Genomic DNA, 26,356 nt, shown 5'->3' on the forward strand with positions numbered 1-26,356 from the left:
GGAGTCGCAGAAGCCGAGCCGCAGGCGAAGGCTGATGCGGAGGGGGGCATACGCGGCGCCGCAAAGCTGCGACCGCTAGGCGAAGGCTGATGCGGAGGGGGGTGGACGCGACGTTCCGTTGATAACTCTCTTTATCCCCCCCGCCGCTGCCTCGTCGCCTCCCAATCAACCTCCAGGCTTTCGGGACGCAGAACCACCCCATAGGACTCCCGGGCCGCCTCCGCGGACACCTTGCCGTCCAGGACGTCCCGGCGGACGGCTTCCGGGTCCCGGGTCATGGGGTCTCCCCAGCCGCCGCCTCCGGGCTGGATGTGGCGGATGAGCTCGCCCGGCTGCATGGTCTCGGTCACCATGGTAGGCAGGGTGCGCTGGTCCTCCCGCCCCGGATTCAGGATGCTCATGGATCCCGTTCCGGGTTGCCCTCCGTAGAGGCCATAGGGCAGATGCTCCCTGCGGTCGGAGCGTATGGTCAGGTTGGCCGGTTCATCCCCCATGTAGCGCCAGTCCCGGACCACGGCCAGGCCACCCCGGTAGCGGCCGGCCCCTCCGCTGTCGGTCGCCAGCGCGTACTGTTCCAGCCGCACCGGGTATTCCAGCTCCATCAGCTCGGCCGGGATGTTGGAGATGACGGCTCCGGGGTTGGTCAAGCCGTCGTTGGCGTCCTTGTCGGGGCGGGCGCCCCAGGTTCCGGCCACCAGGTCGAACATGACGAAGGGGTCCCGCCCCTTTTGATAACCGCCGATCAGGATGAGGGAGTGGGCCCCCTCGCCCGCGGCCGGCACCCGGTCGGGCAGCACCTGGGCCAGGGCGCCGAACAGGGCGTCCGACAGGCGGAAGCCCACTACGCCCCGCATGCTGGAGGCGGCCGGCATGACCGGGTTCAGGATGGAAGCCTCCGGGGCGATGACCTCCAGGGGGCGGAAGAAGCCCGAGGTGTTGGGGATGTCGGCCCGCATCATGGAGCGCACCGCATACCCGCAGCAGGAGACGGTGAAGGGGAAGGGCGAGTTGATGCCGCCCTTTACCTGGGGGCTGCTTCCGGTGAAGTCGATTTCCAGGGAGTCCCCTCGCACGCTGAGCTTCACCTTGAGCGGGATGGTGCCGGCGTCCACCCCGTCGTTGTCCAGGTAGTCCTCGAACCTGTACTCCCCGTCCGGCCAGGAACGGATCTCGGCCCGCACCACCCTCTCGGTCAGGTCCAGCAGCTCTTCGTAGTAGCGGTCCAGTACCTCGGACCCGTAACGCTCCACCAGCTTGAGCAGGCCCTTTTCGCCGGTTTTGCAGGCCGACAGCTTGGCCCGGATGTCTCCCAGGGTCATTACGGGGACCCGCACGTTCTTCTCCAGGATCTGAAAGATGCTTTCCGAGGGGCGGCCTTCCTCGTAGAGCTTCAGAGGCGGCAGGCGCAGGCCTTCCTGAAAGATCTCGGTGTTGTCGCAGGCGGCGCTGCCCGGCACCCGCCCGCCGACGTCCAGGTGGTGGGCCACCACCGCCGAGAATCCCACCAGGGCCTCCCGCTGGAAGACGGGTTGAAAAATGAAAATGTCGGGCAGGTGGATGCCGCCGTCGAAGGGATCGTTCATGATGAACACGTCCCCGGGTCGGACCCGGCCCCGGTACTTGTTCAGAGTTGACTCCAGGGCAAAGGGAATGGATCCCAACTGGAAGGGGATGGTGACCCCCTGGGAGATCATCCTCCCCTCGCGGTCACACAGGGCGGTGGAGAAGTCCATGCAGTCTCGGATCACGGTGGAGTAGGCCGTCCGGATGACAGTGTTGGCCATTTCGTCGGCGACGCTGCTGAGATAGTTTCGGATCAGGCCCAGGGTGATGGGGTCGACCCTGGAATCGCATTGAGCGGTCATGGGATGGCCTTTCCGGGTCGGTTCCCCTCGCTGGAGGGTTCGGACAGCCTTAGCGACAGGTTGCCGGCGCCGTCGGTCCGGGCCCGCCAGCCGGGAGGGACCACGATGGTGGTGTCGAACTCGTCGAGCAGCAGGGGGCCCTGGCGTGGGTTCTCCAGGTCGGCTCTGGCCAGCAGCGGGCACTCCATCCACCCCTGGTCGGGACCGAAGTAGGCCCTGCGGGAGGAGTGGGCGGCGCGGGCTGCGCCGGCGGGCGTCCCGTCGCCCAGCAGGCTGCGCCGCTGAGCCACCTGTCCGATCAGGCGCAGGTTGACCAGCGTATAGGCCTCCCCCGGACGGGCTCGATGCCCGTAGGTCCTCTGGTGCTCCTCGTCGAAGGCCTGTTCCAGGTGGCGGATGGCGCCGGCGTCCAGGGGGCCCTCGGGAAGGGGCAGGGACAGCTCGAAGGACTGGCCGGAATAGCGCAGGTCGGCTTTGCGCAGGATTCGGATCTCGCCGGGAGCGAAGCCCTCTTCCTCCAGTAGCCGCCTCACTTCGGACTCCATGCGCTCCATGAGCCGGTTGAGCCGTTCCAGGTCGGCGGTGCGGGAGTCCTGATAGCAGGTTTGGACTCGATGGTGCTCGATGTCGGCCGACAGCAGCCCGAAGGCGCTGAAGAGTCCGGGGTGAAGGGGGACCACCGCCTGGCTCATCTCCAGCGACCCCGCCATGCCGCAGGCGTGGATGGGACCGCTGCCGCCGAAGGCGAACAGGACGGCCTCCCTCAGGTCGCGGCCGCGCTCGGTGGAAACGGCTCGCACCGCCCGAATCATGGTGGAGTTGGCCAACAGGTGCACCCCGTAGGCGGCCTGGATCAGATCCAGGCCCAGGGGCCGGGCAATCTGTTCCGACAGGGCCTGCTCGGCCTTGTGGCGGTTGAGGGGAAGGCCGCCGCCCACCAGCCCCTCGGGGTTGATGTAGCCCAGCAGCAGGTTGGCGTCGGTGATGGTGGCCTCGCTTCCCCCCTGGTCGTAGCAGACCGGCCCCGGTGACGACCCGGCGCTGCGCGGCCCGATGTTGAGGGCTCCGCCGGCGTCCAACCAGGCAATGCTGCCTCCCCCGGCGCCCACTTCGGCCACGTCGATGGCCGGAATCCGGATCAGGTGCCCGCCGCCCTTGATCAGGCGGCTGACGCTGGAGAGCGAAGAGCCTACCTCGTACTCGGCGGCGATCTGCAAGGCTCCCTCTTCGATGATGGAGGCCTTGGCGGTGGTGCCCCCCATGTCGAAGGTGATGACGTTGCCCAGGTTCATGCGCCTGGCCAACTCCTGGGAGGCGATCACCCCGGCCGCCGGTCCCGACTCGATGATGTAGACGGGTTGCCGCCGGCAGGCCTCCGCCGTCATCACGCCTCCGTTGGACTGCATGATGAGCAGGGGAGCCCCCATGCCCAGCCTGGCGAAGGCCGCTTGCAGGGACTGAACATAGCGCTGCACGATCGGAAGCACGTATGCGTTGACCACCGTGGTGGCGGTGCGCTCGTACTCCCGGACCTCCCGCAGGATTCGGCTGGAAAGACTGAGCGGCAGGTCGGGATGTTTTCGCCGGATCAGGTCGGCCAGCTTTTCCTCGTGCTCTGGATTGGCGTAGGAGTTGATCAGGCAGACGGCCAGCGACTCGATGCCGGCGGCGGCGATCTCGTCGATCACCTGCTCGGCCTGGCGGCAATCCAGGGGATGGTTGACCGTGCCCCGGGCGTCCACCCGTTCGGGGACTTCCCGGCGCAGGCGCCGGGGGACCAGGTCGGGCGGCTTGTCCCAGTCCCAGTTGTAGAGCTCGGGCATGCGGATGCGCCGCAGTTCCAGCACGTCCCGAAACCCCTGGGTGGTGATCAGGGCGGTACGGGCTCCGCTGCCCTGCAGCAGGGCGTTGGTGGCCACGGTGGTCCCGTGGATGACTTCCTGGACCTGGCCCGGTCCCGACCCCGCCTCCGCGAAGAGGCCGGGCAGGCATTCCAGCACCGATCGGCTGTAATCGTCGGGGGTGGAGGGAACCTTGCGCACCAGCAGGGACCCGTCGGGCGTGACGCACACGATGTCGGTGAAGGTCCCGCCGATGTCGATGCCGATGCGCATGGAAGCTGGCGGCCCCGGCAGGTCTCCGGCCGGGGCGAAGCCACCCATCTTAAGGAAGCCGCCCGAGGAGCGTCAACAGGAAGTGATACTTGAGGCCTGCATAAGGTTCCCAGTAGAACTCAATCACTCCCCCCTTGAGGGGGAGTCGGTGAGACAAGGGCCCCGCCCGCAGTCGAACCGGTGGGGGGGACGGAGTCGGCGAGATCGTCAGATAGGAGTTTCCGCCCGCAGTCGAACCGGAGGGGGTTGATGCGGCGCTGCGTGATGGAGGTCAACGGTGCGTGGGGCGTCGTTTTGGAAACGCTGTGCGTACCGGGAGGGTGCTTCTCATTCGCCGTCGATGCGACGACTGCGGGTAGGTGTGACGTGGGGCGTCGTTTGTTTGGGGAAGTAGTGCGTTCCCGAACGGGTGCTTTCCATGCGCCGCATTCGCGGCTGGGTTGGTGCTGAACCCATACGACCCCGGGCTGCCGCCTCCGTTGCCCAGAGGACTCCGCCGTCGCTGCCAAGCTCGACGCCTCCCGGGCTCCTCCTGGCTCACCCCGCAGGCGACCCTGAGCCGCAGCTACGCAGCTCTATAAGGATGGCCCGTAGGTGCGTCTCGCCGGGTAACCCACGTCAACCGCAGCATTCGCAGCTCTCCCCGAGCCCACAACACTGCAAGAGGAAACGTGCTTTTCTATTTGGAATGATGCCCCGGGCAGGAGCCCGGGGGGAGCCATTGGAAAACGTCACATAGGGGAAACGCGGGCGTCCCCTACGGGAGTAGAGCCGCGAATGCGGCAGCAGCAAACACCGGCAAACCCAACTCGAACGCAAGCCCGTTACTCATCTGCAAATACGCTGCATGAGCCGAATTCCTTGACAGCCGTGAATGTGGCGACAATAGGTAGCCGTGGGCGTCAGCCCATGGGGCGCTCCTATCCCAAATTAGCGGTTTTGTCGCCTTATCTCACTTGCCTCCGCCAACGATGTCCCATAGAATTTTCTTCCCCACTCGATGAGTCGAACCGGAGGCCGGCATGATCGTGGATGCTCACCTGCACGTATGGAAGCCGGCGCCCGACTTTCCCGACCCGGGGGCCACCACCGTCAGCCCCCAGTGCGACGTGCCCCTGGAACTGTTTGCCCAGTACATGGATGAGTACGGGGTGAACCGGGGAGTGCTGGTGCAGCCGCTCTATCCCGGTGAGGACAACAGCTACGTGGCCGACGCCGCCGCGGGCCAGCCCGACCGGTACAAGGCGGTGTGCGTGGTGGATCCCCGCAAGCCGGATGCGGCCGATCGGCTGGAGTACTGGGCCGGCGAGAGGGGGTGCAAGGGGCTGAGGCTTCGCCCCGAGGTGCCCGAGGAGGGCGAGGTCTTCGGGCATCCCTCCACCTTTGAACTGTGGAAGGCTGCCGGACGGCTGGGGGTGGTGGTGAACCTGCTGACGGGCTTCACCCACCTGCCCGCGGTGGCGGCCATGGCCCGGCGGTTTCCGCACGTGCGGGTCATCATCGACCACATGGCCCACCCGCCGGTCGGGGCAGGCCCCAGGACGGCTGTCTATCGACCGCTGCTCAGCCTGGCCGATCTCCCTAACGTCCGGGTGAAGGTTTCAGGGGCCTACTACTGCTCGCGCCAGCCCTATCCCCACCGGGACTGCGCCGAGCTGCTGCGGGTTCTCTACGATCAGTTCGGTCCGGGCCGGCTGATCTGGGGGAGCGATTTTCCCCACGTGCTGCTGAAGTCCGGCTACCTCAGGGCCTTGAAGTGGCTGGAGCGCCTGGCTCCCTTTCTTTCCGGTGAAGAGGTGTGGGCCATCATGGGTGGAAACGCCTCCCGCCTCTACTGGAAGTGAGCACCGCCCCTCAATAGGTTCGGGTCCCCGATACCCTGGTTCCCACGAAATAGAGAGACGTCCCGGTGGTGATGTAGAGCCCCCGGAAGCCTGGGCCCCAACCGCAGTTGGTTGGGGGCTCGGGGGTGACGATGGTGCCCAGGTGGGAGCCATCGGGGGAGAAGACCCACAGACCGCCCGGACCGCAGGCGTAGAGGTGGCCCTGCTCGTCGGTCTTGAGGCCGCCCGGGGTTCCGGGGTCCTTCGAGGGAAACTCGGCGAAGACCTGGCCCTGGTCCAGGGTTCCGTCGTCCCGGATGGGATGGGCTCGAATGTTCCGCTGGCGGGCATCGGCCACGTAGAGCCGGTTCTGCTTGGGCCCCAGGGCCACGCCGGTGGGCCGGCCGCATTCCCCGGAGGCCCGTTCCAGCCGGATGGGGCCGGGGATCTGGGATCGGGGGATGCGGTAGACGGCCGGCCGGGGCATGGAGTCAACCTCCTGCCGGTCTCCCGGGGGGCGGACGCGGAAGCTCTCGGGAGCGGGGGTGGCGCTGAAGTAGATGCTGCCGTCGATGTTGTAGACCAGGTCGTCGGGAGCGCCCAAGGGACGGCCGCGGGAGTATTCGGCCAACACGGTAGTGCTTCCGTCCTTTTCCAGGCGAACCACCCTGCCTGGGTTCCTTTCGCACATCAGTAGTCTTCCCTGGTGGTCGAAGGTGATCCCCTGGGGCTCACCGGAGCAGACACGATAGGTGGTGAGCCTGCCGCTCACGGATCCCTCTGACCAGGGGGGAGGATTGATCCACAGGCAGATCCTGCCGCCGCGGGTATCGCTAAACAGCAGATAGCCGATGCGGCTGAAGAGCGGCCCGGTCAGCCGCCCGAAACCGCCCGCCACTTTCAGGATGGGGGCTCTGCGCCCCACCAGGTCGAAGAGTTGGGTGTGGTTGGCGTAGATTCCCGGAGCTCTCATCTCAGGACCCCCGGCCGCGGGCATAGTAGGAGGCCTCCGGTGCTCGGTAGGCGATGTTCAGCATCGGCGTCTCGATGCGGGCCTGGCCGCGGTGCCAGGACTCCATCAGGAAGGAGAGGGCCCCGCTGGTCAGCAGGGTGCGCTCCACCGGGTAATCCAGGGTTCCCCGGGTGAACATGCGCCCGATCGAATCCACCAGCGGACTGAAGTTGTTGGAGTTCTCGATAGGGATGTAGCACAGGGTGGACCGGGGTTCCACCTGACCCTCGATCCGGACCGCGGCCAGGTACTCCGCTGCCTTGCCGCCCAGGGCCAGGGCGCTGCCGCGAAAGCCGTCATTGTACTCCACCAGGCAGGCCACCGGTTGTGGGGCCGTCGCCTCCACCGAACCCGGCATCACCCTGGCTCCGCGCGAGAGTGCGGCCTCAAGCAGGCCCCGGCTGAACCGTCCTTCGTCGGCCGCCTTCCACACGGCATCGTCGGCCAGCAACTGCACCGCCTTCACCCCCGTCTCTCCGCCCTTGCGGCGTTCGGCAAAGCACTGCAGGGTCTCCAGCAGGTGGAACAGCCCGCCGTCGGCCACCCAGCCCCCGCCCACGGCCATGGCCTCCTCCAATGGGGTCTCCAAAGGAAAGTCCAGTTCGGGCCGGCGGAAGGTGACCGATACCGAGGAGCCCGCCATGAACGGAAATCCCAGCTCCCTGGACCAGTCGTACATCTGCCTGGACTGGTCCCAGTCGTAGGAGAGCTGCTTGTCGTTGAAGACCGGGACGGCACGGCCCGAGTGGCGGAAGACCTTCACGATCTCCTCCATGTATTGGTAGCGGGGGTAGAGCTTCTGGTTCTTGACGTTGGTGGGGTAGTCGCCGTGCTCGGCGATCAGCAGGACGCCGTCCACGGCCAGCGTGTCGCCGCCAAGAGTGAGTGCCTCCCGGATGGTCGGGTAGCGGGCCATCCCCCAGCTTCGGGCCAGGCGGTTGCCGATGTCGGCGGGGTGCTCCTGCTCCACGTAGAGCGAGGCCACCCGGCAGGGAGGGGGGTAGTAGCGGTCGTTGATCCAGTAGCCTTCCAGGAAACGGGTGATGAAGTTGTCGGCGTGGGAGCGGACGTGGTAGGTTGTCGCCAGGGCGGCGATTTTCCCGGGCGCCGAGGCCCTTGCCGGCAGCGGCCAGGGCGCCGCGGCAGCCGCCACCGCCGACCCGGCCAGCTTGAGAAATCCCCTCCGGTCCATTGCGATCATTCTGGTATCTCCATGAAGAGCACGGATAAACGAGTTATCTACGAAGGGACATGACATCACTCTCGGGGCGCCGCGTTTACCCCCTCCGGTTCGACTGGAATCTCCGGACTGCCTTCCGGAGAATTATTCCAATAGACAAGCACGTTTCCCCTTGCAGTGTTGTGGGTTAGAGGGGAGCTGCGCAGCTGCGGTTGACGTGGGTTGGCCACGCAAACGCCGGCTACAGGCCATCCTTATAGAGCTGCGAAGCTGCGGCTCAGGGTCGCCTGCTGGGCGAGCCAGGAGGCGCCTGGGATGAGTCGCGTTTGGCAGCGAAGGCGGCGTCCTCTGGGCTGCGGAGGCGGCAGCCCGGGGTCGTCTGGGTTCCGCGCCAACCTAGCCGCGAATGCGGCGAATAGGAAGCACCCGTCCCGCGAAGCATGCCTCCACAAGAAAGCGGGCAGCGCAGGGGACGTTGTTGAATTACTGGAATAACTTGGATCGGCTGCTCCCGAATTCCATTAATTCAATAACTCTCCCTACGCGCTCTCAACCAGCTATTCCAGTAATTCAACAACGTCCCCTACTCCCCTTTGCGTACATTCTGGTCGTTCTTAGTGTGTCTTCGTCACCCTTCGTGCAACTTCGTGGATAACTCTTTTCCAACTCGACCTCTCGACACGTGCCTCACCTCCCAATAACCGCCGCATGCACCATGTTGGAGACGCTCTTGAGCAGGAAGCCCTCCTCATGGGCGGCCGTGCGGGTGCTCAGCAGGACGCAGATCAGTTGGCGCCCGGGGTCGGCCCAGGCCACGGTGCCGGTGATGCCCACATGCCCGAAGGTGCCGGCGGTTCCCAGGTCTCCGAAGTAGTTCCACACCGGAGAGTCCCGCAGCGCCCATCCGTATCCCCAGGGAGCCCCCAGGTCGCCGTTCTGGTCGCGGGTCATGGCCGCGGAGGTGGCCGGCGAGAAGATGCGCGCCTCTCCGTAGCGGCCGCCGTTCAGAAGGGTCTGCAGCAGGGCTCCCAGGTCGCCGGTACTTGCGTGGAGGCCGCCCCAGGGGTGGCCCATGGCCCGCCAGTAGGGGGAGTTGGGCCCCCAGCGCCTGGAATCTTCGCTGTCCCGGTCTTCCTGGAAGATGGCCGTCTCTTCGACCCTCAGGCCCTCCAGGCCCAGCATGGTATGCCGCATGCCCAGCGGCTGGAAGATCCTGGACCGCAGCAGGTCTCTCAGGCGCATGCCCGAGACCCGCTCGGCGATCTCGGCGGCCAGCAGGGTTCCCATGCTCTGGTAGGAAAACCGGGTGCCTGGTTCGAACAGCAGCGGTGTGCGCAAAGCCGCTGCCACGAATTGGCTGAGCGGCGCATGCGCCCGGCGCAGTTGGGTGTTTTCCGGCACCATGTCGGGCAGGCCGGAGGTGTGGGAGAGCAGGTGGCCGACCAGGACCCCTTCCTTGAGTCTGCCTTGAAACTCGGGCAGGTAACGCTGCACCCGGTCGGCGAGCGCCACCTCGCCCTCGTCCACCAGCAGCATAAGCCCGCAGACGCTCACCGGCTTGCTGATGGAGGCCACAATGTAGACCGTATCCGGCTGGGTGGCGGGAGCCCCGGGGTCCCGGTTCAGCCTTCCGAATCCCTGGTGGAGGACCACCCTGCCGTGGCGGGCCACCAGGATGGAGGCCGATCCCACGCCGCCCCGGGAGGTCTCCTCCCGCAGGCGGGCTGCGATCCGTCGGAGGCGCGACGCCGACATTCCCACCGCGGCCGCCTCTCCGGGTCGCAGAACGGGGGCGGCGCCTGAACGGATTCCGGAAGGTGGGGTGGTGGAAGCTCCCTCCGGGGCGGGCCGGCCGCTGGAGAGGGAGGCCTGGCTCATGCCCGCCAGGCCCAGGGCGCCGGCGGTCAACACTTGCCGCCTGGTGTGAAAGGGGCGCCGTCGGGTGTTCATGGCCGCTCCTGCGAGGGTGAATTGCGGGCCGGGCTGGCGGACGCGGCTGCCACCGCCCGGCGGTTTCCTTTTGCGGTAGAGAGGTGTATCCTATCCCAGGATCCCCACCGAAGATACAGCGGAAATTCGATGAGACCCGCCGTGCCGACCTTGCTCCTTTGCCGGGCCTTGGGGCTGCTGGCGCTGCTGGTGCCGGCCGGGTCCCAGTGGAGTCGGGCTGAGCAGCCGCGGGAAGAGCCAGCGGCCTTCTTTCAACAACAGGTCAGGCCCATCCTGGAGACCCGATGTTTCGGCTGTCACGGCGGTCAGCCTACCGTCCAGGCGGGACTGCGCCTGACCAGCCGGGACGCCATTCTGCAGGGTGGCCGGCGGGGCCCCGCCGTCGATCCCGAGAATCCGGCCTCCAGCCTGCTGATTCGGGCCATCCAGTATGCCGGTCCCAAGATGCCGCCCGGCGGGCCCTTGCCGCCGGAGCAGGTGGCCGTGCTGACCCGGTGGGTGGAACAGGGAGCGCCCTGGCCGGAAGAGCGGCGGCAGCCGCCGGAGTTTGCCGGACAGGAAGAGAGGCCGGCCCCCTCGGGACTCGAGGAGAACGGCAGATCGCCCCGGGTGGAAGAGGGCCGGAATTTCTGGTCCTTCCGGCCGCCCCGGCGCCCCGAGATCCCTCAGGTGGAGCGGGAGGACTGGGTCCGGACTCCCATCGACGCCTTCGTGCTGGCCAGGTTGGAAGCCGCCGGCTTGGAACCGGCTCCACCTGCCGGCAAGCGGGTGCTGTTGCGCCGCGCCTACTACGACCTGACCGGCTTGCCGCCCACTCCGGACGAGGTGGAGGCCTTCCTGTCCGACTCCTCCCCGGGTGCCTTCGCCAGGGTGGTGGAACGGCTGCTGGCCTCACCGCAGTACGGCGAGCGCTGGGCCAGGCACTGGCTCGACCTGGTCCGCTATGCCGAGTCCAACAGCTACGAGCGGGACGGTCCCAAGCCGCTGGTGTGGCGCTACCGCGACTACGTCATCCGAGCCTTCAGCGAGGACAAGCCCTACGACCGATTCATCCTGGAACAGTTGGCGGGCGACGAGCTGGAACCGGCCGCCCCCGAAAACATCATCGCCACCGGCTTCTATCGCCTGGGACTCTGGCAGGACGAGCCGGTGGACCCGGTGCAGGAGCTCTACGAGGACCTGGACGATGTCGTCACCACCACCAGCCAGGTGTTCCTGGGCCTGACGCTCAATTGCGCCCGCTGCCACGACCACAAGCTGGACCCGCTTCCCCAGCGCGACTACTATCGCTTTCTGGCGTTTTTTCACGGAATGAAGCGCTACGGGGTGCGCAAGCCCGAGACGGTGGCCGAGGCCTCGCTTTGCGACATCGGCCCACCGCGCAAACCTCGCAGGCGCCTGGAATCCAGGTGGAGAGGGCAGCAATTCCGGCAACAGTCAGCCCCTCTCCTGCGCGAGCTGGAGAAGATCGAGAAGCTGGTCGCCGAGGACCTGACCGACGAGGAGAAGGAAGCCTTCCGCGAAGAAGCAAACCGGGCGGGCATCCTGGCCAGGCGCGTGCCCAGGCTGGTGAGCGATGTTCAGCTCGAGCGGTATGCCGAATACGGAAAACGCCTGGAGTGGATGAGGAAGGCCGCAGCCAAGCAGGATTTGCAGGCCCTGTGCGTGACCGAGGTGGGTCCCGCGCCCCGGGAAACCTTCGTTCTGGCCCGAGGCAGCTATCGGGGCAGGGGAGAGCGGGTGGAGCCGGGCTTCCCTTCGGTCCTCTCGCCTCCTCGGCCACAGCTCGAACCGGCCCCCGGCAACGGAAAGACCTCGGGGCGGCGCCTGGCGCTGGCCCGCTGGATTGCCAGTCCCGACAATCCCCTCACGGCTCGGGTCATGATCAACCGGGTCTGGCAATTCCATTTCGGTCGGGGCCTGGTGCGGACGCCCAACGACTTCGGTTTTCGGGGAGCTGCCCCCACCCATCCAGGGCTGCTGGACTGGCTGGCGGTGGAATGGGTCCAGGGCGGCTGGCACCTGAAGCCGATCCACCGGATGATTTTGTTGTCCAGCGCCTATCGAATGGCGTCCAATTCTCGGGAGAAGGCACTGGCCCGCGACCCCGAGAACCGACTGTTGTGGCAGTTCGATATGCGGCGCCTGGCGGCCGAGGAGATTCGAGACTCGGTGCTGGCGGTCAACGGCAGCCTCAACCTGACCATGACCGGCCCCAGCATCTATCCGGTCATTCCCGATGAGGTTCTGGCCGGCCAATCGGTACCGGGTCAGAACTGGGGGAACTCCACGCCGCAGGACCTGACCCGCAGGAGCATCTACATTCACACCAAGCGTTCCCTGATCGTGCCGCTCATCGCGGCCTTCGACGGCGCCGACCCCGACGCCACTTGCCCGGTGCGTTTCTCCACCACTCAGCCCACCCAGGCACTGCACACCCTTAACGGCGAGTTCATGAATCGGCAGGCCCGGGTGCTGGCCGGCTTCGTCAGGGAAGAGGGGGGGAGCGCCCCGGCCGCCCAGGTCCGGGTGGCCCTCAACCGGGTGCTGCAGCGGCCGCCGACCGGCGGGGAGGTGACCCGCGGGCTGGAGTTGATGGAGTCGCTGCGGCAAGACCATCGGACCGGCCAGGACAAGGCTCTGGAGCTGTTCTGCCTGGTGGCGCTGAATTTGAACGAGTTTATCTATCTGGATTAAATCTATTGGAAATGGTGGATCTGGGGCACAATTAAGGGTCCCACTCTCAATTATCAATCGGAATTCAGGAATTCATTGTCGGTGGAGGAGGCAGTAATGGAGACCAGGAAATTCCGCAAGCGGGGGGGCAACTTCTGCGGCCGCACGCGGCGCGAGTTTCTGTGGCAGGCGGGAGGCGGATTCACCGGGGTCGCCCTGGCGGCCGCCCTGGGGGACGACGGGTTCCTGCAGCGGCAGACGCTGGCGGCCGACGGCCTCACCGCCTTCCGCAATCCGTTGCGGTCCAGGCCTTCCCATCTCCCGGCCCGGGCCAAGTCGGTCATTTTTCTCTTCATGTACGGCGGACCCAGCCAGATCGACACCTTCGACTACAAGCCCGCCATGAAGGGGATGGACAACAGGACGGTCCAGGTCAAGACCTTCGGCCGCGCCGGCCACAGGCAGAGCGGGCGAATCGTGGAACCCCGCTGGAACTTCAAGCAGTACGGACAGTGCGGCAAGTGGGTTTCCGACCTGTTCCCCCACCTGGGCGCCTGCGTGGACGACATCGCCTTCCTCCACTCCATGACGGCCGACTCGCCCATCCACGGGTCGGCCATGCTGATGATGAACTCGGGGCGAATCCTCAGCGGCAGCCCCTGCCTGGGCTCCTGGATCAACTACGGCCTGGGCACTCCCAACGAGAATCTGCCGGGCTTCGTGGTCATGCTCGACCCGAGGGGCGGTCCCATCAGCGGAGCCAAGAACTGGAGCAGCGGCTACATGCCGGCCACCTATCAGGCCACGGTCATGCGTTCTCGCGGCAAACCCATTCTGGACCTGGCGCCTCCGGAGGGCGTCAGCCCCGAAATGCAGCGGGAAATGCTCGACAGCCTGGGCGCTTACAACCGGGAGCACTTCCGGGCCCGCGGGGACAACTCCGAACTGGCGGCGCGAATCGCCAGCTACGAGCTGGCCTTCAGGATGCAGCGCCACGCCCCCGAGGCGGTCGACCTCTCCCGGGAGGACCCTCGGACGCTGGCCCTTTACGGGATGGACCGCAAGGAGACGGAAGTATTCGGGAGGCAGTGCCTGCTGGCCAGGAGACTGGTGGAGCGGGGAGTCCGCTTCGTTCAGATCTATTCGGGGGGCAACCACGGGGACGCCAACTGGGACGCCCACGGAGACCTCAAGTCCAACCACGACCTGCATGCGATGGAAACCGACAAGCCCATCGCCGGCCTGCTGAAGGACCTGAAGCAGCGAGGCCTGTTGGAGGAGACCCTGGTGGTCTGGGGCGGTGAGTTCGGCCGCCAGCCCACCGCCGAATACGAAAAGGGCACCGGCCGCGACCACAACGCCTACGGCTTTACCGTCTGGCTGGCAGGTGGCGGCATCAAGGGCGGCGTGAGCGTGGGCCGGACCGACGAGCTGGGCAGCGCCGCCGTCGAAGATCCCTTCCACGTCCGGCACCTGCACGCCACCATCCTGCACCAGATGGGCATGGACCCGGACCGCCTCACCTATTTCTACAGCGGCCTCGACCAGAAGCTGGTAGGAGTCGAAGGGGCCGGACCCATCCGCCAGATTATTTGAGGGAGTCTTGCTTGGTGTGACTTCGTCGTTCTTGGTGGTCCTTCGCGGATTCCTTCGTTGAAGATTGAAATGCCCGGGTCGTTCCTTATCCTGCCGGGCCACCCAATTGATTCCTGATCCACTTGAGATCGGTTTTGGTCACGGCCAGGTCGACCGTGATGGCGGAAACGTCGGTCGACAGTTCGCGCACGTCGCCTCGTAGCTTGCCCACCTCGCCTGTCAGTTTGTCAATCCTGTCTCCCAATCTGGATTCCAGGCTTCCGAGTTCAGAGTCCAGCCTGTCTCCCAGTCTGGATTCCAGGCTTCCGAGTTCAGAGTCCAGCCTGTTTCCCAGTCTGGATTCCAGGCTTCCGAGTTCAGAGTCCAGCCTGTTTCCCAGTCTGGATTCCAGGCTTCCGAGTTCAGAGTCCAGCCTGTTTCCCAGTCTGGATTCCAGGCTTCCGAGATCGGAGTCCAGCCTCCCTCCCAGTCTGGATTCCAGGCTTCCGAGATCGGAATGCAGTTTGGATTCGAGTCGGGATTCAACCCGGTTGATATTGTCGCTGATGTTTCTATGGGCGATGCTGGCATTGCGCCACAGGCCGATCCCGACGCCGAAGATCGCAATGACGATGGTCACAACCGATCCGAACCCGAACAAGGGGACCCACTGAACCCACTGGTGCTCCACCATTCGATCCTTTCGCCCGATGCTCTAACGTACGGTTTTTCTGCCAAGGAATTGTCGCATTCTCACCGCATTCCGGTCAATAGCCAACCGCTGCTTTTCACCGCGGACCGCGATCAAATTATCCGTGGGATGTGGTACGCCCGGCAGGATTCGAACCTGCGGCCTACAGCTCCGGAGGCTGTCGCTCTATCCAGCTGAGCTACGGGCGCATGGGTTGGCGGGACGGCAGTGGCCGGCAGGGCCGGAGCCGAGGTTTCAGTCTAGCAGATCGCCGGTGCTTTGAGAAACCGACCAGTGCCGGTTGCCGGTAGTGTCGGTAGCCAGTGAAGTGACCGGTTCTAATGACACGCGATCTGTCCGGTTCCACCGTCCGGTGCGGAGTCCTTGGGCAGGAACAGGGAGAGCAGGAAGCCGAACGCCGCCAGGCCGACCACCAGCAGCAGGGCCGAGCCCAGACCGATCCGGTCGGCCAGCGCGCCCACCACCGGGATGGCCAGTCCGGCCATTCCCCAGGCGAACCCCATCATCAGGGACGAGGCGATGCTGGTCCGCTGCGGCAGCATCTTCTGGGCCATCACCACGTTGACAGGCAGGGTGGAGAGCAGCAGGGCGGCTCCCGAGGCCAGGCAGGCGGACGAGACCACGCCCTCGGTCAGAAAGAAGGCGGCCAGAAACGGCGGGGCCAGCAGCGTGGAATAGACGATCACCCTGCGGCCGCCCACCTTGTCGGAGAGCAGACCTCCGGCGAATCCGCCCATGGCGCCGAAGAGCGTAAACAGGGAGGCCAGGCGGCCGCTGGCGACCAGGTCGTTCCCCTGTTGGAAGAAGTAGAGCGGCAGGAAGTGGACAAACCCGATCTGGACCGCCGAACGGATCACCACCAACAGGTAGAGGATCAGCAGCGGACGCCACATCGGTAGCAGCAAGTCCTTCAGGTCTGTCCTGGATTGGGTGGCGACGGGTTGGGGAGGGTCGTTCGGGATGAGAAAGTAGAGCAAGGCAAAGGCCAGCACCCCCGGAAACATGATGAAATAGGACCGTTCCAGGCTGAACAGTTCCACCGTGTAGGGGGCGATGATCGGGGCCAGGGCAAAGCCCAGGGTTCCGGAGCCGATGAAGATGGACATGCCCAGGCCGCTCCGGTCCCGGCTGGCCGCGCCGATCATGGCGGCGCCCTGGGGATGGAAGGAGGCTATCCCGACGCCGGCGGCCGCCAGCAGCAGGGCCAGCACCGTGAAATTGGGGGCTATCCCGATGAAGGACATGAATACGGTGGTGATCAACGGGCTGAAGACGGCAAAGAAGCGCACCAGGTAGCGGTCCGAAAGGTAGCCGTAGACGGGTTGCATGAAGCAGGAGGAGACCGTCAGAACAGCTCCCAGCCAGCCCGCCTGGGCGATGGTCAGGCTCAGCTTGCCCACGATCAGAGGCAGCAGCGGGCCCAGGAAGTTGGCGTAGGTATCGTTGACGAAGTGGGCTCCCGAGAGCGAGGCGATGGTGGTTCGATCCTTGCGCCGGAGAGACTCCTCGGGATGGGTGACATTGGCGGAATTTACCTCGGGACTGAGCTCCCCGGGATTGGGCGTGGGATCGGTAGCGGGTCTGAATAGGGCCAAGGGGCTTGCCTCGATGGATCAGTGGGCGGTCCAGGTGTTGTCGCTGGGGGATTGGTCGCCGGCACTATCGGCGGCCAGGGCCGGGGTTCGTCGCTTTCGGTCGGAATGGGGAACGGCTTCGCCCGTGCCGCTGGTTTCCGCCGCGGTGCGGGGCCGGTGGAACCCGGCCATATGGCGTTTGAAATCTCCCACCAGGTAGAGCGAACCGGCAACCAGCAGCGTGTCTTCCGGTCGAGCCAGGCTGCGGGCCAATGCCCAGGCGTCCTCCAGCCGGGCTCTGCATCGGACCGCGCGGCCTCCCGTCCAACCGTTGCGGACGATGTCCCGGGGCGCCTCCCCGCGTTCGGAATCGGGGCGGGTCAGGATCGCCTCTCGGGCCAGGGGACTCAGGTGGGAGAATACACCGGGGATGTCCTTGTCCCTCAGTGAGCCGTAGATGAGGAGGACCTGCTCGGGGGCCAGAAAGGTCCCGATGTGCCGGGCGAGGGACTGGGCTGCCGCCGGGTTATGGGCGCCGTCCAGCACCACCCGGGGCCGCCCGGGCAGCACTTCCAGCCGGCCCGGCCAGCGGGTTCGGGCGATCCCGCGCTCGATGGCCTCCGGCCGCAGCGGAAAGCCGCAGCCGTGCAGCACCTCCAGGGTGCGGACCGCGGTCAGAGCGTTGTCGACCTGGTGGCTTCCAGGAAGAGGGACCCTCAGTTTCAGCCGGGTTCCCAGCACCGCGTGAAGGTCCAGTGCCGACCCTTCCAGCCGGTGGCGGACCAACCGCCATTCCAGGTGCTCAAGGGCCGGAAGCCGGCGAGCCCCGGCAGTCCGGCACTGCTTTCGAATGACGTCCAGAACCTCTTCCTTCTGGCTGCCGCAAACCACGGCAAGCTGACGCTCCTTCTCCGGTCCGTCGGACCGCCGCGGCTTGACGATCCCGGCCTTCTCCCTGGCGATGGCTTTCAGGTCGCTGCCGAGGCTGGCCTGATGATCGTAGCCTACGGGAGTAATGACCGAAACGATGGGATCGACCACGTTGGTGGCGTCCAGGCGTCCTCCCAGTCCCACCTCCAGAATGGCGATCTCGACCTCCTTTTCCGCGAAGTAAAGAAAGGCCATGGCCGTCACCATCTCGAAGTAGGTGGGGTGGCGCTCCAGCTTCAGGCGGCGGCCGTTTCGGACGGTCCCGGCCAGAAGTTGCCCGACCGCCTCCTTGACGGTGACCGTCAGGCGAGCCAGGTCTGCCGGAAGGATCTCGCGGCCGCAGATCCGCATGCGCTCCTGGATGCGGATCAGGTGGGGGGAGGTATAGAGGCCGGTCCTGTATCCCTGCGTGCGCAGAACCGACTCGCAGAAAGCGGCCACCGAGCCCTTCCCGTTGGTGCCGGCGATGAGCACCGAGGGAAAGCGGTCCTGGGGATCGCCCAGGAAGCTCAACAGGCACCGGATGTTTTCCAGGCCCAGCTTGGCGGTAGCCACTTCGTTGCCGAGCGAATAGAGATAGGTTACCGCTTGGGGGTAATTCATGGTCGGAAGCCGGTGGCCGTAAGGGACCGGGAGTGCCCCGGTTCAAAGGCGCCGCCTGCGCCGGGCAACCCGGCGGGCAAGCGCGGGCCGGAAAGACAGGCGGGCTAGAATCCAAAGAACTCCAGCGCCTTGACGCAGTAGTCCTTCAGGTCCTTGCGCTGGACGATGGCGTCCAGCATGCCGTGCTGCAGCAGAAACTCGCTCCGTTGGAAACCGGGAGGCAGCTTTTGGCGGATGGTCTGCTCGATCACCCTGGGGCCTGCAAATCCAATGAGCGCACCCGGTTCCGCGATGTTCAGGTCTCCCAGCATGGCATAGCTGGCTGTGACCCCTCCCGTGGTTGGATTGGTCATCACCGAGATGTAAGGCAGGCGCTCGTGGTCCATGCGGGCCAGGGCGCCGGTGATCTTGGCCATTTGCATGAGGCTGAGCGCTCCCTCCTGCATGCGAGCCCCTCCGGAGCAGGAGATGATGATCAGGGGGTGCTTTTTCTCCAGGCAGCGCTCGATGGCACGGGTGATCTTTTCTCCCACCACCACCCCCATGGAACCGCTGATGAAGGAGGGCTCCATGGCGCAGACACAAACGGTCTTGCCGCCGACCTTTCCCTCTGCCGCCAACAGCGCATCCTTCATTCCGGAAGCCGCCTGCATGTCGCTCAGGCGCTGGCGGTAGGCCTTCTTGTCCACGAACTGAAGCGGATCGTCCGATACCAGGTCGCGGTCATACTCCTTGTAGCGGCCTTCATCGAAAAAGCGCTCCAGCCGCTTGCCGGCGCTGACCCGGAAGTGGAAATTGCACTGGGGACAGACGTGAAAGGTGGGCTCCAGGTCCTTCTTCCAGAGGGTCTGCTTGCATTGTTCGCATTTCTGCCACAGCCCCTCGGTGCGCACCGTCCGGTCGCGGATGGGTACGATGGGCGCCTTTTGCTTCTTGAACCAGGCCATTGGAGCGGCCTCCCGATCGAAGGCGAGGATATTAGCCTACTCCCCGGCCAAAAGTCAAAAGCGCGCCGGGGGCGGTTGGTGGGGGTCTTGGAGGGGGTGGTGAGGGGTAAACGCGGCGCTGCGTAGGTGGCGGCAGCGGGTGATGGTGGCGTGAGGGGACGTTTGATTGGAGAAGCAATGTGTTCCCGAACGGGTGCTTGCTATGCGCCCCATTCGCGGCTGGGTTGGCGCAGAACCCATACGACCCCGGGCTGCCGCCCGGGGCTACCCTGAGCCGCAGCTACGCAGCTCTATAAGGATGGCCCGAAGGCGGCGTCTTGCCGGGTAACCCACGTCAACCGCAGCATTCGCAGCTCTCCCCGAACTCGCAATGCTGCAAGGGGAAACGTGCTTTTCCATTTGCAATAATGCCCCGGGGCAGAGCCCGGGGGGAGCCATTGGGAAACGTCGCCTGGAGAAGTAGAGCCGCGAATGCGGCGACAACAATTAGCTGTGGGTGTCAGCCGGGCTCGGGCCGGGCCGTGGCCGGGTACGAGCCATTGGAAACCGGGCGTGAGCAAAGAGCAACGCAGCCATTGGGAAATGAGTTGCAATCGGGACGGGCGCTTCGGATAATGCCTGCCATGTCCGTCTACCCATACCGTCCCCTGGAAACCGACTCACTGCGTACCCGATCCATCAAGGGGCGGTCCAGCAAGGTGGACCTGTCGGCTTTCGCCCGTCCCTACCGCAAGGGCGAGGGTCTGCAGGGATGGATGCGGTCTCTGCCCGGGATCCTGGCCGGAACCGATTTCCGGGAGGCGGTGGAGTCCCTGGAGCGGGCCAGGCGCAAGGAGCGCGCCATGGTCTGGGGACTGGGAGGCCACGTGGTGAAGTGCGGCCTCAATGCCGTCATCATCGATCTGATGGAACGGGGCTACGTCTCGGCTCTGGCCTTGAACGGGGCCACCGCCATCCATGATTTCGAAATCGCCCTGGCGGGCGCTACCTCCGAAGAGGTGGAGAAGGACCTGGCTGAAGGGGACTTCGGGGTGAGCGAGGAGACCGGACGGGAGATGAACGCGGCCGTGGACCGCGGAGTCCGGGAGGGCAAGGGCATCGGACAGGCCCTGGGGGAATGGATCCTGGAACGTCCGGGCGACTACCCCCATACCGATTACAGCCTGCTGGCCCGCGCCCTGCGACGGAGGGTTCCGGTGACTGTGCATGTGGCCCTGGGGACCGACACCACTCACTACCACCCTTCCGCGGACGGGGAGGCTCTGGGTCGGGGCACGTTGCAGGACTTTCGCCTGCTGGCTTCCGTCGTTCGCGACTTGCACGACGGGGGTGTCTACCTCAATTGCGGCTCCGCGGTCATCCTGCCCGAGGTCTTTCTCAAGGCGGTCAACCTGGTGCGCAACCTGGGGCATCCCCTGGACGCATTCACCACCCTCAACCTGGACTTTCTGCAGCACTACCGGCCCACCCGAAACGTGGTGCAGCGACCCACCGTGGGGTCAGGGAGGGGAATCGCCCTTACCGGCCACCACGAGTTGATGATCCCGCTGCTGGCGGCGGCCCTGGTTGAGCGCGACCAGGAATAGACCCTCCTTGACCGCGTTTCCACCGAGCAAAATCGGGTGAGTCCTCCTTTCCCCGGTTCCTGCCCTATGACCGACACCAGTTCCAAGAATCCATTCCCAACCCCGGGTGAACTTGACCGGTCGCCTGCGCCTGCTCCGGTGTCCTTTCCCGTCTGGAGCGGACGCGACCTGCTGGAGTTGGCCGGTTTCTTCTGCCTGGGCCTGGTTATGCTGATGCTGGCGGCCCAGGCGGTCGGCTCCTTGCTCACCATTTACCTGGGCCGGCCGGCTCTGGCCGCCGATCCGGTCTACCTGGGCATGGCTCAGATCCTGATGACCAACCTGCTGAACGGGCTGGTGCTGTTCTTCATCTATCGCACCATCACCGTGAGATACCGGTCTCCCTTTTGGTCTTCGCTCAAATGGAGGGGGCCGACGGCGGCTCCGGCCGGCCTCTTCCTGGTGTTGGGAGCCTTGCTGGCGTTGGTCATGGGGGCCCTTTCCAGCCGCATCCCCGGCATCGAGGATCTTCCCGTCTCCGGGCTGTTGCGGCATGCCCAGACGGCCGTGTTCCTGGGTGTGACGGCCATTGCGGTGGCTCCCCTGGTGGAGGAGGTCGTCTTCCGCGGATTCATCTATCCGGTAGTGGAACGCCGGTGGGGATCGGTGGCCGCGGTGCTGCTGACGGCGCTGATGTTTACCTCGCTGCACGTCACCCAGCTCTGGGGAAGCTGGATGGCCGTGGGCCTGATCCTGCTGGTCGGGCTGGTGCTGTCGCTGGTTCGGGCCCTGACCGGCGCCCTTCTTCCGGCCTTCCTGCTGCACCTGGCCTACAATACCACCCTGTGCCTCCTGAGCCTGGTCGGTTTGGCGCTGGAGGGATGAGGACGGGCTATTCGACGGGACGCCAAGACCTTCATGGATAGATGCCTGCGGCCACGGCCGTGAGGTGGTCGCTCAGTCGTCTCCGCTGAGGCCTTACTGCCCGATTCCAAGACCGATAAGAGTCAAGACGACCAGCCGGGAGCGTGATTTCTTTGGGGTCGTCATGGGCGTCTCAGTGCATGCCAGTCTCCGCCCGACCTATCTCGCATTTCTGGCGAATGGTCGGCCGCAGCGGTTCTCGGAATCTGATAACACGCTTGTAAACAAAGAGTTAGAAGGATTCAAGGAGCCAAACAGGCACCGACAGGCTGCATTTCGTCGGCGGCAGCTTGAATGCCTGTTCAAGTCGCCCTGCAGTTGCATTGATCTGCACGAACGTCGCGACTTGGCTCGTCACTTGAGTTTCCCTGGTTGCTTTCAGCGTGTTCGGTTGCAAATGGGATCGAGCAGTTCGCGTAACCTGCTTGCTTTCTCCCTCCTTGCCTGTTCTCCTCCCCAGACTACGTGGTAGCCGAAGTGAGTCGGGTGGTCCTCCCAGATACATGAGGCTTGGGCGGTTTTTCCATAGTAGTGGTCCAGAAGGGCGCTGGCGATGTCTTCGGCTTCGCCCACGTAGATCTGTACCTCGTCGTTGATCGGAGTGTTCCTGTAGATGGAGTAGACTCCTGGAGCATGTGGAGCCTGGCTGGGGATGAACGTGAGGCTGAAGTAGCTTGTTTTCAAGACCATAGCGGATCTCATGGTGTCGTCACTCCCTGGGCGGTCCGAGGAGGTCGTTGCGCAGGCCTCGCAGTTCGTCTCGCACATCCTCCAGCCTCTGGAAGATCAGCCGGATCAGAATCAGTTCCAGCACGATAGCGCTGATGCTCAACACGCCGTAGAACATGTTGAAGAAGGCCTCGCTCACTTCGTGACCAGGACCCTCCGATCCTGGACCTTGCGCCGCCCCCGGGCGCTCAATTGCATGAGACCTCCTGCTAGTCGGGTTGCCAAGTGCCCATTCGGGACCGACTCCCGTAGTTCCGGGGTCAGTAGCAACATCTGCTTTGGTTGATACCGGCGAACCCTCGTCAACAAAAGGGTACACTCACGAATATTGTTGATAATACTAGACTTAACGTGACATTTGCATGTATTTCAATGCTGCTATTGTGCTTATATTGTGAATTGAGAGTAGTGACGAGGCCTTCGGCAACCCTAAAGAGATCGCCGTGCCCCCTTCCCGATTCCTTCCTCCAGACGGTGGCGTTTCCTGCGGATGTGCCGGGTGAAGTGGGGTATCCATCCCGATTTTGAGATCGACCGCCCCCTACCCATGGAACACAACGGTACCCTGATCGCCTGTGCCGACCCGGGAGAAGCGGCCGGGCCGGGACCGTGTCTCCGGGGTGATTCGCACGGCGCTCGCGGAGGCATCCCTGACAGAATAGGAAGGTCGATAGAAACGGGGCGAGGATCCGGAGCTCGCGCGAAGGTCCTGCGGCAGTTGGGAAGTCGGAGAGGATCGAAGGGGGAATCTGTCGTGGGAGACAGGATGGTGCTCAATGCCCATCGCAGGGCAGGGGAGGCGCTCAGGCCGGTCGTCGGACTCAAACTGCTGGCGGGAGATGATGCTTCCAGCGGCGGGAGGGGGCAAGGAGTCTTGTGTAGGCCTCAAGATCACTCCCTCATTGAGGGGGAGTCGCCGAGACAAGGAAAGAGCTCGCAGTCGAACCGGTGAGGGGTGATTTCCCCTCCTCCAAGCGAGAACTAATACCGGGGGCTTGGGTCGACTCGCGGCTACTCCTCCCTCCTCCTCTGCGCGAAGGCCTGGAATTCCTGCTCGACACCCGCCTGGTCGGCGTCGCCGGAGTGGATGTAGACGCGGTAGTGGAATCGCACGGTCTCTCCCGCGGGCAGCAGGTAGCTGCCGTCCTTGGTCTCGTCGCCGTAGAAATCGTGCAGTCCGAAGGGATTGGCGGCAAACAGGGCGTAGCCCCGGGCGTGCCAGTGGGTGGGATGGCGAAAGCTGCCGGGGTGGTCCAGAATGGCCACGCCCAGGGTCTCGGAACCCACCCGGCTGGTGTAGTCCACCCAGCGGGCCGGCTTCCCCCAGCATCCGGCCTCGCCCCGGGCTCCTTCCGAGTTCCGGATCAGCAACCCTTCCTTTTCGGTGAAGGGTTCGGCCAGCCGCATGCCGAAGGATCCCTCCTTGGTGTCGCCGAACTTCACGGGTCCGCCGGCAGCGGTGAGCTGCACCTCCAGGTCCATGACCCGCGACTCGGGCCGGTTGTAGATCCGGACCTCCCGGGTCTCGGTGAGGAGCAGCTCGCCGCCGCGAGTCAACCAGTGGTTGCGGGACCTGAGCACGCCCATCTCCGCCCCACTTTCAATGCGCTCGAATTCCTGGTGCCGGATGGTTCCGCACTCCGGCGTCTCGCTCCAGAAATCCACGCCGTTGACATCTCCGTGGGTGAACCAGACACCGGTGTGGTGGCGGTGGTCCTGGCTCTCTCCGGGAATGTCTTCGATCATGGGATAGCCGCGGGTGACCACCGTCCCCGTGGCCGAGCGCAGCGGGAAGAAGATAGGCTTGTTGTAGCCATGGAAATGGTAGGAGGTGAAGGGCTTGCCGTCGATCAGGATGTCGACCTGCCGGTCGCCCTGTTTCAGGACCACCCCTCCCTTTCCCCGATCGGAGGAGTCGTCGGTCTTTTCCTCCGGTCCCCCGCGGCCCGAGCAGGCCAGTTGCAGGCCGAAGGCAAGGGGGATCAGAAGTTTCCAGGCACCGGATCGGCTGCGTCTGGAACAAAAAGTGGCGATGGGTGTCCGCGATGGCAAGCGAAGAGTGTTCATGGGGGCCTCCAGTTCAGTGTTCCGGAAGGTGGGTTCACTTCCGGGACGTCATTGCCGTTGCCGTCGCCGGTCGGGCCTTCCGTACTCCCGGGGCTTCAGAGAACCCGGCGGAAGAAGCCGGCCAAACCCGCGCCCAGCAGCAGCACCGAGACCAGCCGGACATGCCAGGGATGCCAGGAGAGTCTCCGGCAGGTTCGGTTGAGCAGGAAAATCAGCGCCGCCCCCAGGGCAAGGGTGCAAGAGAGCCCCAGGATCCAGCCGAAATACCCCAGGGCCGAAACCTGGGATGCCCGGGCAAGCAGCCCCGAGGAGAGGTCGATCCCGAACAGCAGTCCGAAACAGCCGCCGACGGCCCAGCGGTTGGCGGTCTCCTTCACCAGCAGGTTCTCGGCCGCGATGTAGGCCAGGCTGAGGGCAGTGGCCGAAGCCAGAAAGGATTCGGGGAGCCGGATCGGTCCCAGGGTGGCCAGCAGCGCCATCAATCCCTGGGCGGCCAGAAAGGCTCCCGCCACCCGTACGGCGCCGCCGCGGCCGGGGACCGTCAACAGCAGCCCCAGCAGGAACCCGATGGGGACTGGTGAGGTGGCCGCCTGCCCGGCGCCCAGGGCCAGGCCTCGAACCATCCTGCCGGCCCGCAGCCTCCATCCCCGGCCCACCTCCAGGCTGGCGGTCGGATTCTCCAGGTTGAAGTTGAGATCGGCTTGACCGCCGGGATGGCGCACCCTGGCCAGGTTCCAGTGACCCGAATCGGTGAGGCTCGGCAAGGTTACCGTAAACTCCAGCCGCTCGATGGCGTCCCCGAAGCGGTAGCGGACCAGGTATTCCAGTTCGCCCGGGCCCGGACCCTGGCGCCAGTAGACCAGCTCGGAACGGCCGTCGTCTTCAGCGGACCGGATCCGATAGTTGTCCATCAGGCGCGGAAGATGGCGGGGAAGCGCTCGGCTGACCTCATCCTGAGAGATCAGGCGGTCCCGGTCGAGGTCCAGTTGGCCCACGAAGTCCAGGTCCCTCAGGTTGATCCGCAATCGCAGTTGAGCCGTCTTTCCCTCGATGCGGATGTCGGAGTAGCTGACTCCGGTGGTGTGGGCCCGGGACGGGTGCGCGGCTATGAGAATGATGGCGCCGGCGAGGCCGAGCCGGCTTATCCATCTGAGAGTGGAGAGTGGGGAGTTGAGAGTGGGGAGTGATTGAATCCATGCGTTAAGCATCGTCTCGATCTCGGCGCCGTCCTTCAAAAGCTGCAACCAGGTCATCAGGTGCTTGCCTGTTCCCGAAACCCTCGGCTAGCCACTCACCACTCTTCACTCACCACTCTCCACTAACCGACCTGCCGGGTCTTCCCCAAAACCTGCTGCATCTGTTCATGAATCAGGCCGTTGGTGGCCAGCGTCTGCGGCTGGTAGATGGAATAGTCACGGCCGCTGAAGCGGCTCACCAGGCCGCCGGCTTCCCGAACCACCAGGAGGCCGGCCGCAGTGTCCCAGGGCTTCAGGTAGGTTTCCCAAAAGCCGTCGAACAGCCCCGAGGCCACGTAACACAGGTTGAGGGCCGCCGAGCCGTCGCGCCGGATGGATTGGGCTTGGCGCACGAAGGCGGAAAAATGTCGCAGGGCCTCCTCCGGGCTCTGCCGCACCTGGGGCGGGAAACCGGTGGCCAGCAGGGCCCGCTCCAGTTCATCCACCCCCGAGACTCCAATTCTTCTCCCGTTACGAAAGGCTCCTCCCCCCCGTTCGGCCACGAACAGTTCGTCGGTCATGGGCTGATAGGCGGCCCCGACCAGGATTTCTTCGTTCTGCTCCAGGGCAACCGAAGTGCAGAAGACCGGGTATCCGTGGGCGTAGTTGGTGGTACCGTCCAGGGGATCGATCACCCACTTGAACTCCGAGCTCTTCTCGGTGGCGGTTCCTTCCTCGGCCAGGATGGAGTGGTGGGGGAAACGGGAAGTGAGCAGATCGACGATCTCCTTTTCCGATCTCCTGTCGACCTCGGTGACCAGGTCGGCTTCGCCCTTGAACTCGACCGTCTTCACCCGCCGGTAATGTTCCTTCAGGATGTCTCCGCCCAGCCTGGCTGCTTCCACGGCAACTGCCAGATAGTCGCGCATGGCCTG

General features: G+C 65.1%; 19 protein-coding genes and 1 tRNA gene. 5 read left to right on the forward strand and 15 right to left on the reverse strand.

The genetic code is table 11. The features are described from left to right. Nucleotides 1-131 precede the first annotated feature (131 nt). Nucleotides 132-1,865, reverse strand: coding sequence for a hydantoinase B/oxoprolinase family protein (locus OXI69_12785; GenBank protein ID MDE2667018.1), 1,734 nt, complete (start codon nucleotides 1,863-1,865; stop codon nucleotides 132-134). Further along, on the reverse strand, nucleotides 1,862-4,027 hold the full coding sequence (locus tag OXI69_12790) for a hydantoinase/oxoprolinase family protein (protein MDE2667019.1): 2,166 nt from the start codon (nucleotides 4,025-4,027) through the stop codon (nucleotides 1,862-1,864). The genes OXI69_12785 and OXI69_12790 overlap by 4 nt, the downstream gene beginning before the upstream one ends. A gap of 974 nt (nucleotides 4,028-5,001) precedes the next feature. Between OXI69_12790 and OXI69_12795 the strand changes: the two genes are divergently transcribed. Continuing rightward, a complete protein-coding gene (locus OXI69_12795; protein MDE2667020.1) occupies nucleotides 5,002-5,823 on the forward strand; it encodes an amidohydrolase family protein in 822 nt (273 codons plus the stop codon). A 10-nt stretch (nucleotides 5,824-5,833) separates the two neighbouring features. Here OXI69_12795 and OXI69_12800 read toward each other — a convergent pair whose 3' ends face one another. The 3 genes from OXI69_12800 to OXI69_12810 form a co-directional block, all read right to left on the reverse strand. Further along, nucleotides 5,834-6,775 (reverse strand): SMP-30/gluconolactonase/LRE family protein, encoded by a 942-nt coding sequence (locus OXI69_12800; protein MDE2667021.1) that lies wholly within the window; start codon nucleotides 6,773-6,775, stop codon nucleotides 5,834-5,836. A 1-nt stretch (nucleotide 6,776) separates the two neighbouring features. After that, on the reverse strand, nucleotides 6,777-8,015 hold the full coding sequence (locus tag OXI69_12805) for a twin-arginine translocation signal domain-containing protein (protein MDE2667022.1): 1,239 nt from the start codon (nucleotides 8,013-8,015) through the stop codon (nucleotides 6,777-6,779). 666 nt (nucleotides 8,016-8,681) lie between these two features. Next, nucleotides 8,682-9,944, reverse strand: a complete 1,263-nt coding sequence (locus OXI69_12810; GenBank protein ID MDE2667023.1) for a serine hydrolase — start codon at nucleotides 9,942-9,944, stop codon at nucleotides 8,682-8,684. Nucleotides 9,945-10,073: 129 nt separating this feature from the next. Between OXI69_12810 and OXI69_12815 the strand changes: the two genes are divergently transcribed. Continuing rightward, a complete protein-coding gene (locus tag OXI69_12815) occupies nucleotides 10,074-12,641 on the forward strand; it encodes a PSD1 and planctomycete cytochrome C domain-containing protein (protein ID MDE2667024.1) in 2,568 nt (855 codons plus the stop codon). Between the two features lie 96 nt (nucleotides 12,642-12,737). Further along, nucleotides 12,738-14,216 carry a DUF1501 domain-containing protein gene (locus tag OXI69_12820; protein ID MDE2667025.1) on the forward strand — a complete coding sequence of 493 codons (1,479 nt, stop codon included), beginning with the start codon at nucleotides 12,738-12,740 and terminating at the stop codon, nucleotides 14,214-14,216. Nucleotides 14,217-14,301: 85 nt separating this feature from the next. Here OXI69_12820 and OXI69_12825 read toward each other — a convergent pair whose 3' ends face one another. The 5 genes from OXI69_12825 to accD all read right to left on the reverse strand — a co-directional run bounded on the left by OXI69_12825 (nucleotide 14,302) and on the right by accD (nucleotide 18,961). Continuing rightward, nucleotides 14,302-14,889, reverse strand: coding sequence for a hypothetical protein (locus OXI69_12825; protein MDE2667026.1), 588 nt, complete (start codon nucleotides 14,887-14,889; stop codon nucleotides 14,302-14,304). Nucleotides 14,890-15,018: 129 nt separating this feature from the next. After that, nucleotides 15,019-15,095: transfer RNA gene (locus tag OXI69_12830), tRNA-Arg, on the reverse strand. A 129-nt stretch (nucleotides 15,096-15,224) separates the two neighbouring features. Continuing rightward, entirely contained in the window at nucleotides 15,225-16,502 is a 1,278-nt protein-coding gene (locus tag OXI69_12835) for an MFS transporter (protein ID MDE2667027.1), read from the reverse strand. 18 nt (nucleotides 16,503-16,520) lie between these two features. Then, nucleotides 16,521-18,014, reverse strand: a complete 1,494-nt coding sequence (locus OXI69_12840; GenBank protein MDE2667028.1) for a bifunctional folylpolyglutamate synthase/dihydrofolate synthase — start codon at nucleotides 18,012-18,014, stop codon at nucleotides 16,521-16,523. A gap of 104 nt (nucleotides 18,015-18,118) precedes the next feature. Continuing rightward, entirely contained in the window at nucleotides 18,119-18,961 is an 843-nt protein-coding gene (gene accD / locus OXI69_12845) for an acetyl-CoA carboxylase, carboxyltransferase subunit beta (protein MDE2667029.1), read from the reverse strand. Between the two features lie 623 nt (nucleotides 18,962-19,584). Here accD and OXI69_12850 point away from each other — a divergent pair. Together OXI69_12850 and OXI69_12855 are read left to right on the forward strand one after the other, a co-directional pair. After that, complete coding sequence (locus tag OXI69_12850) at nucleotides 19,585-20,547, forward strand: deoxyhypusine synthase family protein (GenBank protein ID MDE2667030.1); 963 nt, start codon at nucleotides 19,585-19,587, stop codon at nucleotides 20,545-20,547. A 138-nt stretch (nucleotides 20,548-20,685) separates the two neighbouring features. Continuing rightward, nucleotides 20,686-21,411: a CPBP family intramembrane metalloprotease gene (locus tag OXI69_12855; GenBank protein MDE2667031.1), complete on the forward strand. Its 726-nt coding sequence runs from the start codon at nucleotides 20,686-20,688 to the stop codon at nucleotides 21,409-21,411. 417 nt (nucleotides 21,412-21,828) lie between these two features. Here the strand turns inward: OXI69_12855 and OXI69_12860 are convergent, their stop codons facing one another. The 5 genes from OXI69_12860 to OXI69_12880 all read right to left on the reverse strand — a co-directional run bounded on the left by OXI69_12860 (nucleotide 21,829) and on the right by OXI69_12880 (nucleotide 26,350). Beyond that, on the reverse strand, nucleotides 21,829-22,152 hold the full coding sequence (locus OXI69_12860; protein MDE2667032.1) for a hypothetical protein: 324 nt from the start codon (nucleotides 22,150-22,152) through the stop codon (nucleotides 21,829-21,831). Nucleotides 22,153-22,159: 7 nt separating this feature from the next. After that, nucleotides 22,160-22,318, reverse strand: coding sequence for a hypothetical protein (locus OXI69_12865; protein MDE2667033.1), 159 nt, complete (start codon nucleotides 22,316-22,318; stop codon nucleotides 22,160-22,162). An 872-nt stretch (nucleotides 22,319-23,190) separates the two neighbouring features. Next, nucleotides 23,191-24,246 carry a PmoA family protein gene (locus tag OXI69_12870; protein MDE2667034.1) on the reverse strand — a complete coding sequence of 352 codons (1,056 nt, stop codon included), beginning with the start codon at nucleotides 24,244-24,246 and terminating at the stop codon, nucleotides 23,191-23,193. Nucleotides 24,247-24,341: 95 nt separating this feature from the next. Further along, nucleotides 24,342-25,499 (reverse strand): HupE/UreJ family protein, encoded by a 1,158-nt coding sequence (locus OXI69_12875; GenBank protein MDE2667035.1) that lies wholly within the window; start codon nucleotides 25,497-25,499, stop codon nucleotides 24,342-24,344. Between the two features lie 65 nt (nucleotides 25,500-25,564). After that, nucleotides 25,565-26,350, reverse strand: coding sequence for an inositol monophosphatase family protein (locus tag OXI69_12880; GenBank protein ID MDE2667036.1), 786 nt, complete (start codon nucleotides 26,348-26,350; stop codon nucleotides 25,565-25,567). Nucleotides 26,351-26,356 lie beyond the last annotated feature (6 nt).

It is taken from the genome of Acidobacteriota bacterium (assembly GCA_028875575.1).
GTDB lineage: Bacteria > Acidobacteriota > Terriglobia > Versatilivoradales > Versatilivoraceae > Versatilivorator.

Excerpts from the sequence above, each read along its gene's own strand:
- OXI69_12785 (MDE2667018.1), bottom strand. The coding sequence starts at position 1,865 with ATGACCGCTCAATGCGATTCCAGGGTCGACCCCATCACCCTGGGCCTG.
- OXI69_12790 (MDE2667019.1), bottom strand. The coding sequence starts at position 4,027 with ATGGGTGGCTTCGCCCCGGCCGGAGACCTGCCGGGGCCGCCAGCTTCC.
- OXI69_12795 (MDE2667020.1), top strand. The coding sequence starts at position 5,002 with ATGATCGTGGATGCTCACCTGCACGTATGGAAGCCGGCGCCCGACTTT.
- OXI69_12800 (MDE2667021.1), bottom strand. The coding sequence starts at position 6,775 with ATGAGAGCTCCGGGAATCTACGCCAACCACACCCAACTCTTCGACCTG.
- OXI69_12805 (MDE2667022.1), bottom strand. The coding sequence starts at position 8,015 with ATGATCGCAATGGACCGGAGGGGATTTCTCAAGCTGGCCGGGTCGGCG.
- OXI69_12810 (MDE2667023.1), bottom strand. The coding sequence starts at position 9,944 with ATGAACACCCGACGGCGCCCCTTTCACACCAGGCGGCAAGTGTTGACC.
- OXI69_12815 (MDE2667024.1), top strand. The coding sequence starts at position 10,074 with ATGAGACCCGCCGTGCCGACCTTGCTCCTTTGCCGGGCCTTGGGGCTG.
- OXI69_12820 (MDE2667025.1), top strand. The coding sequence starts at position 12,738 with ATGGAGACCAGGAAATTCCGCAAGCGGGGGGGCAACTTCTGCGGCCGC.
- OXI69_12825 (MDE2667026.1), bottom strand. The coding sequence starts at position 14,889 with ATGGTGGAGCACCAGTGGGTTCAGTGGGTCCCCTTGTTCGGGTTCGGA.
- OXI69_12840 (MDE2667028.1), bottom strand. The coding sequence starts at position 18,014 with ATGAATTACCCCCAAGCGGTAACCTATCTCTATTCGCTCGGCAACGAA.
- accD (MDE2667029.1), bottom strand. The coding sequence starts at position 18,961 with ATGGCCTGGTTCAAGAAGCAAAAGGCGCCCATCGTACCCATCCGCGAC.
- OXI69_12850 (MDE2667030.1), top strand. The coding sequence starts at position 19,585 with ATGTCCGTCTACCCATACCGTCCCCTGGAAACCGACTCACTGCGTACC.
- OXI69_12860 (MDE2667032.1), bottom strand. The coding sequence starts at position 22,152 with ATGAGATCCGCTATGGTCTTGAAAACAAGCTACTTCAGCCTCACGTTC.
- OXI69_12870 (MDE2667034.1), bottom strand. The coding sequence starts at position 24,246 with ATGAACACTCTTCGCTTGCCATCGCGGACACCCATCGCCACTTTTTGT.
- OXI69_12875 (MDE2667035.1), bottom strand. The coding sequence starts at position 25,499 with ATGACCTGGTTGCAGCTTTTGAAGGACGGCGCCGAGATCGAGACGATG.
- OXI69_12880 (MDE2667036.1), bottom strand. The coding sequence starts at position 26,350 with ATGCGCGACTATCTGGCAGTTGCCGTGGAAGCAGCCAGGCTGGGCGGA.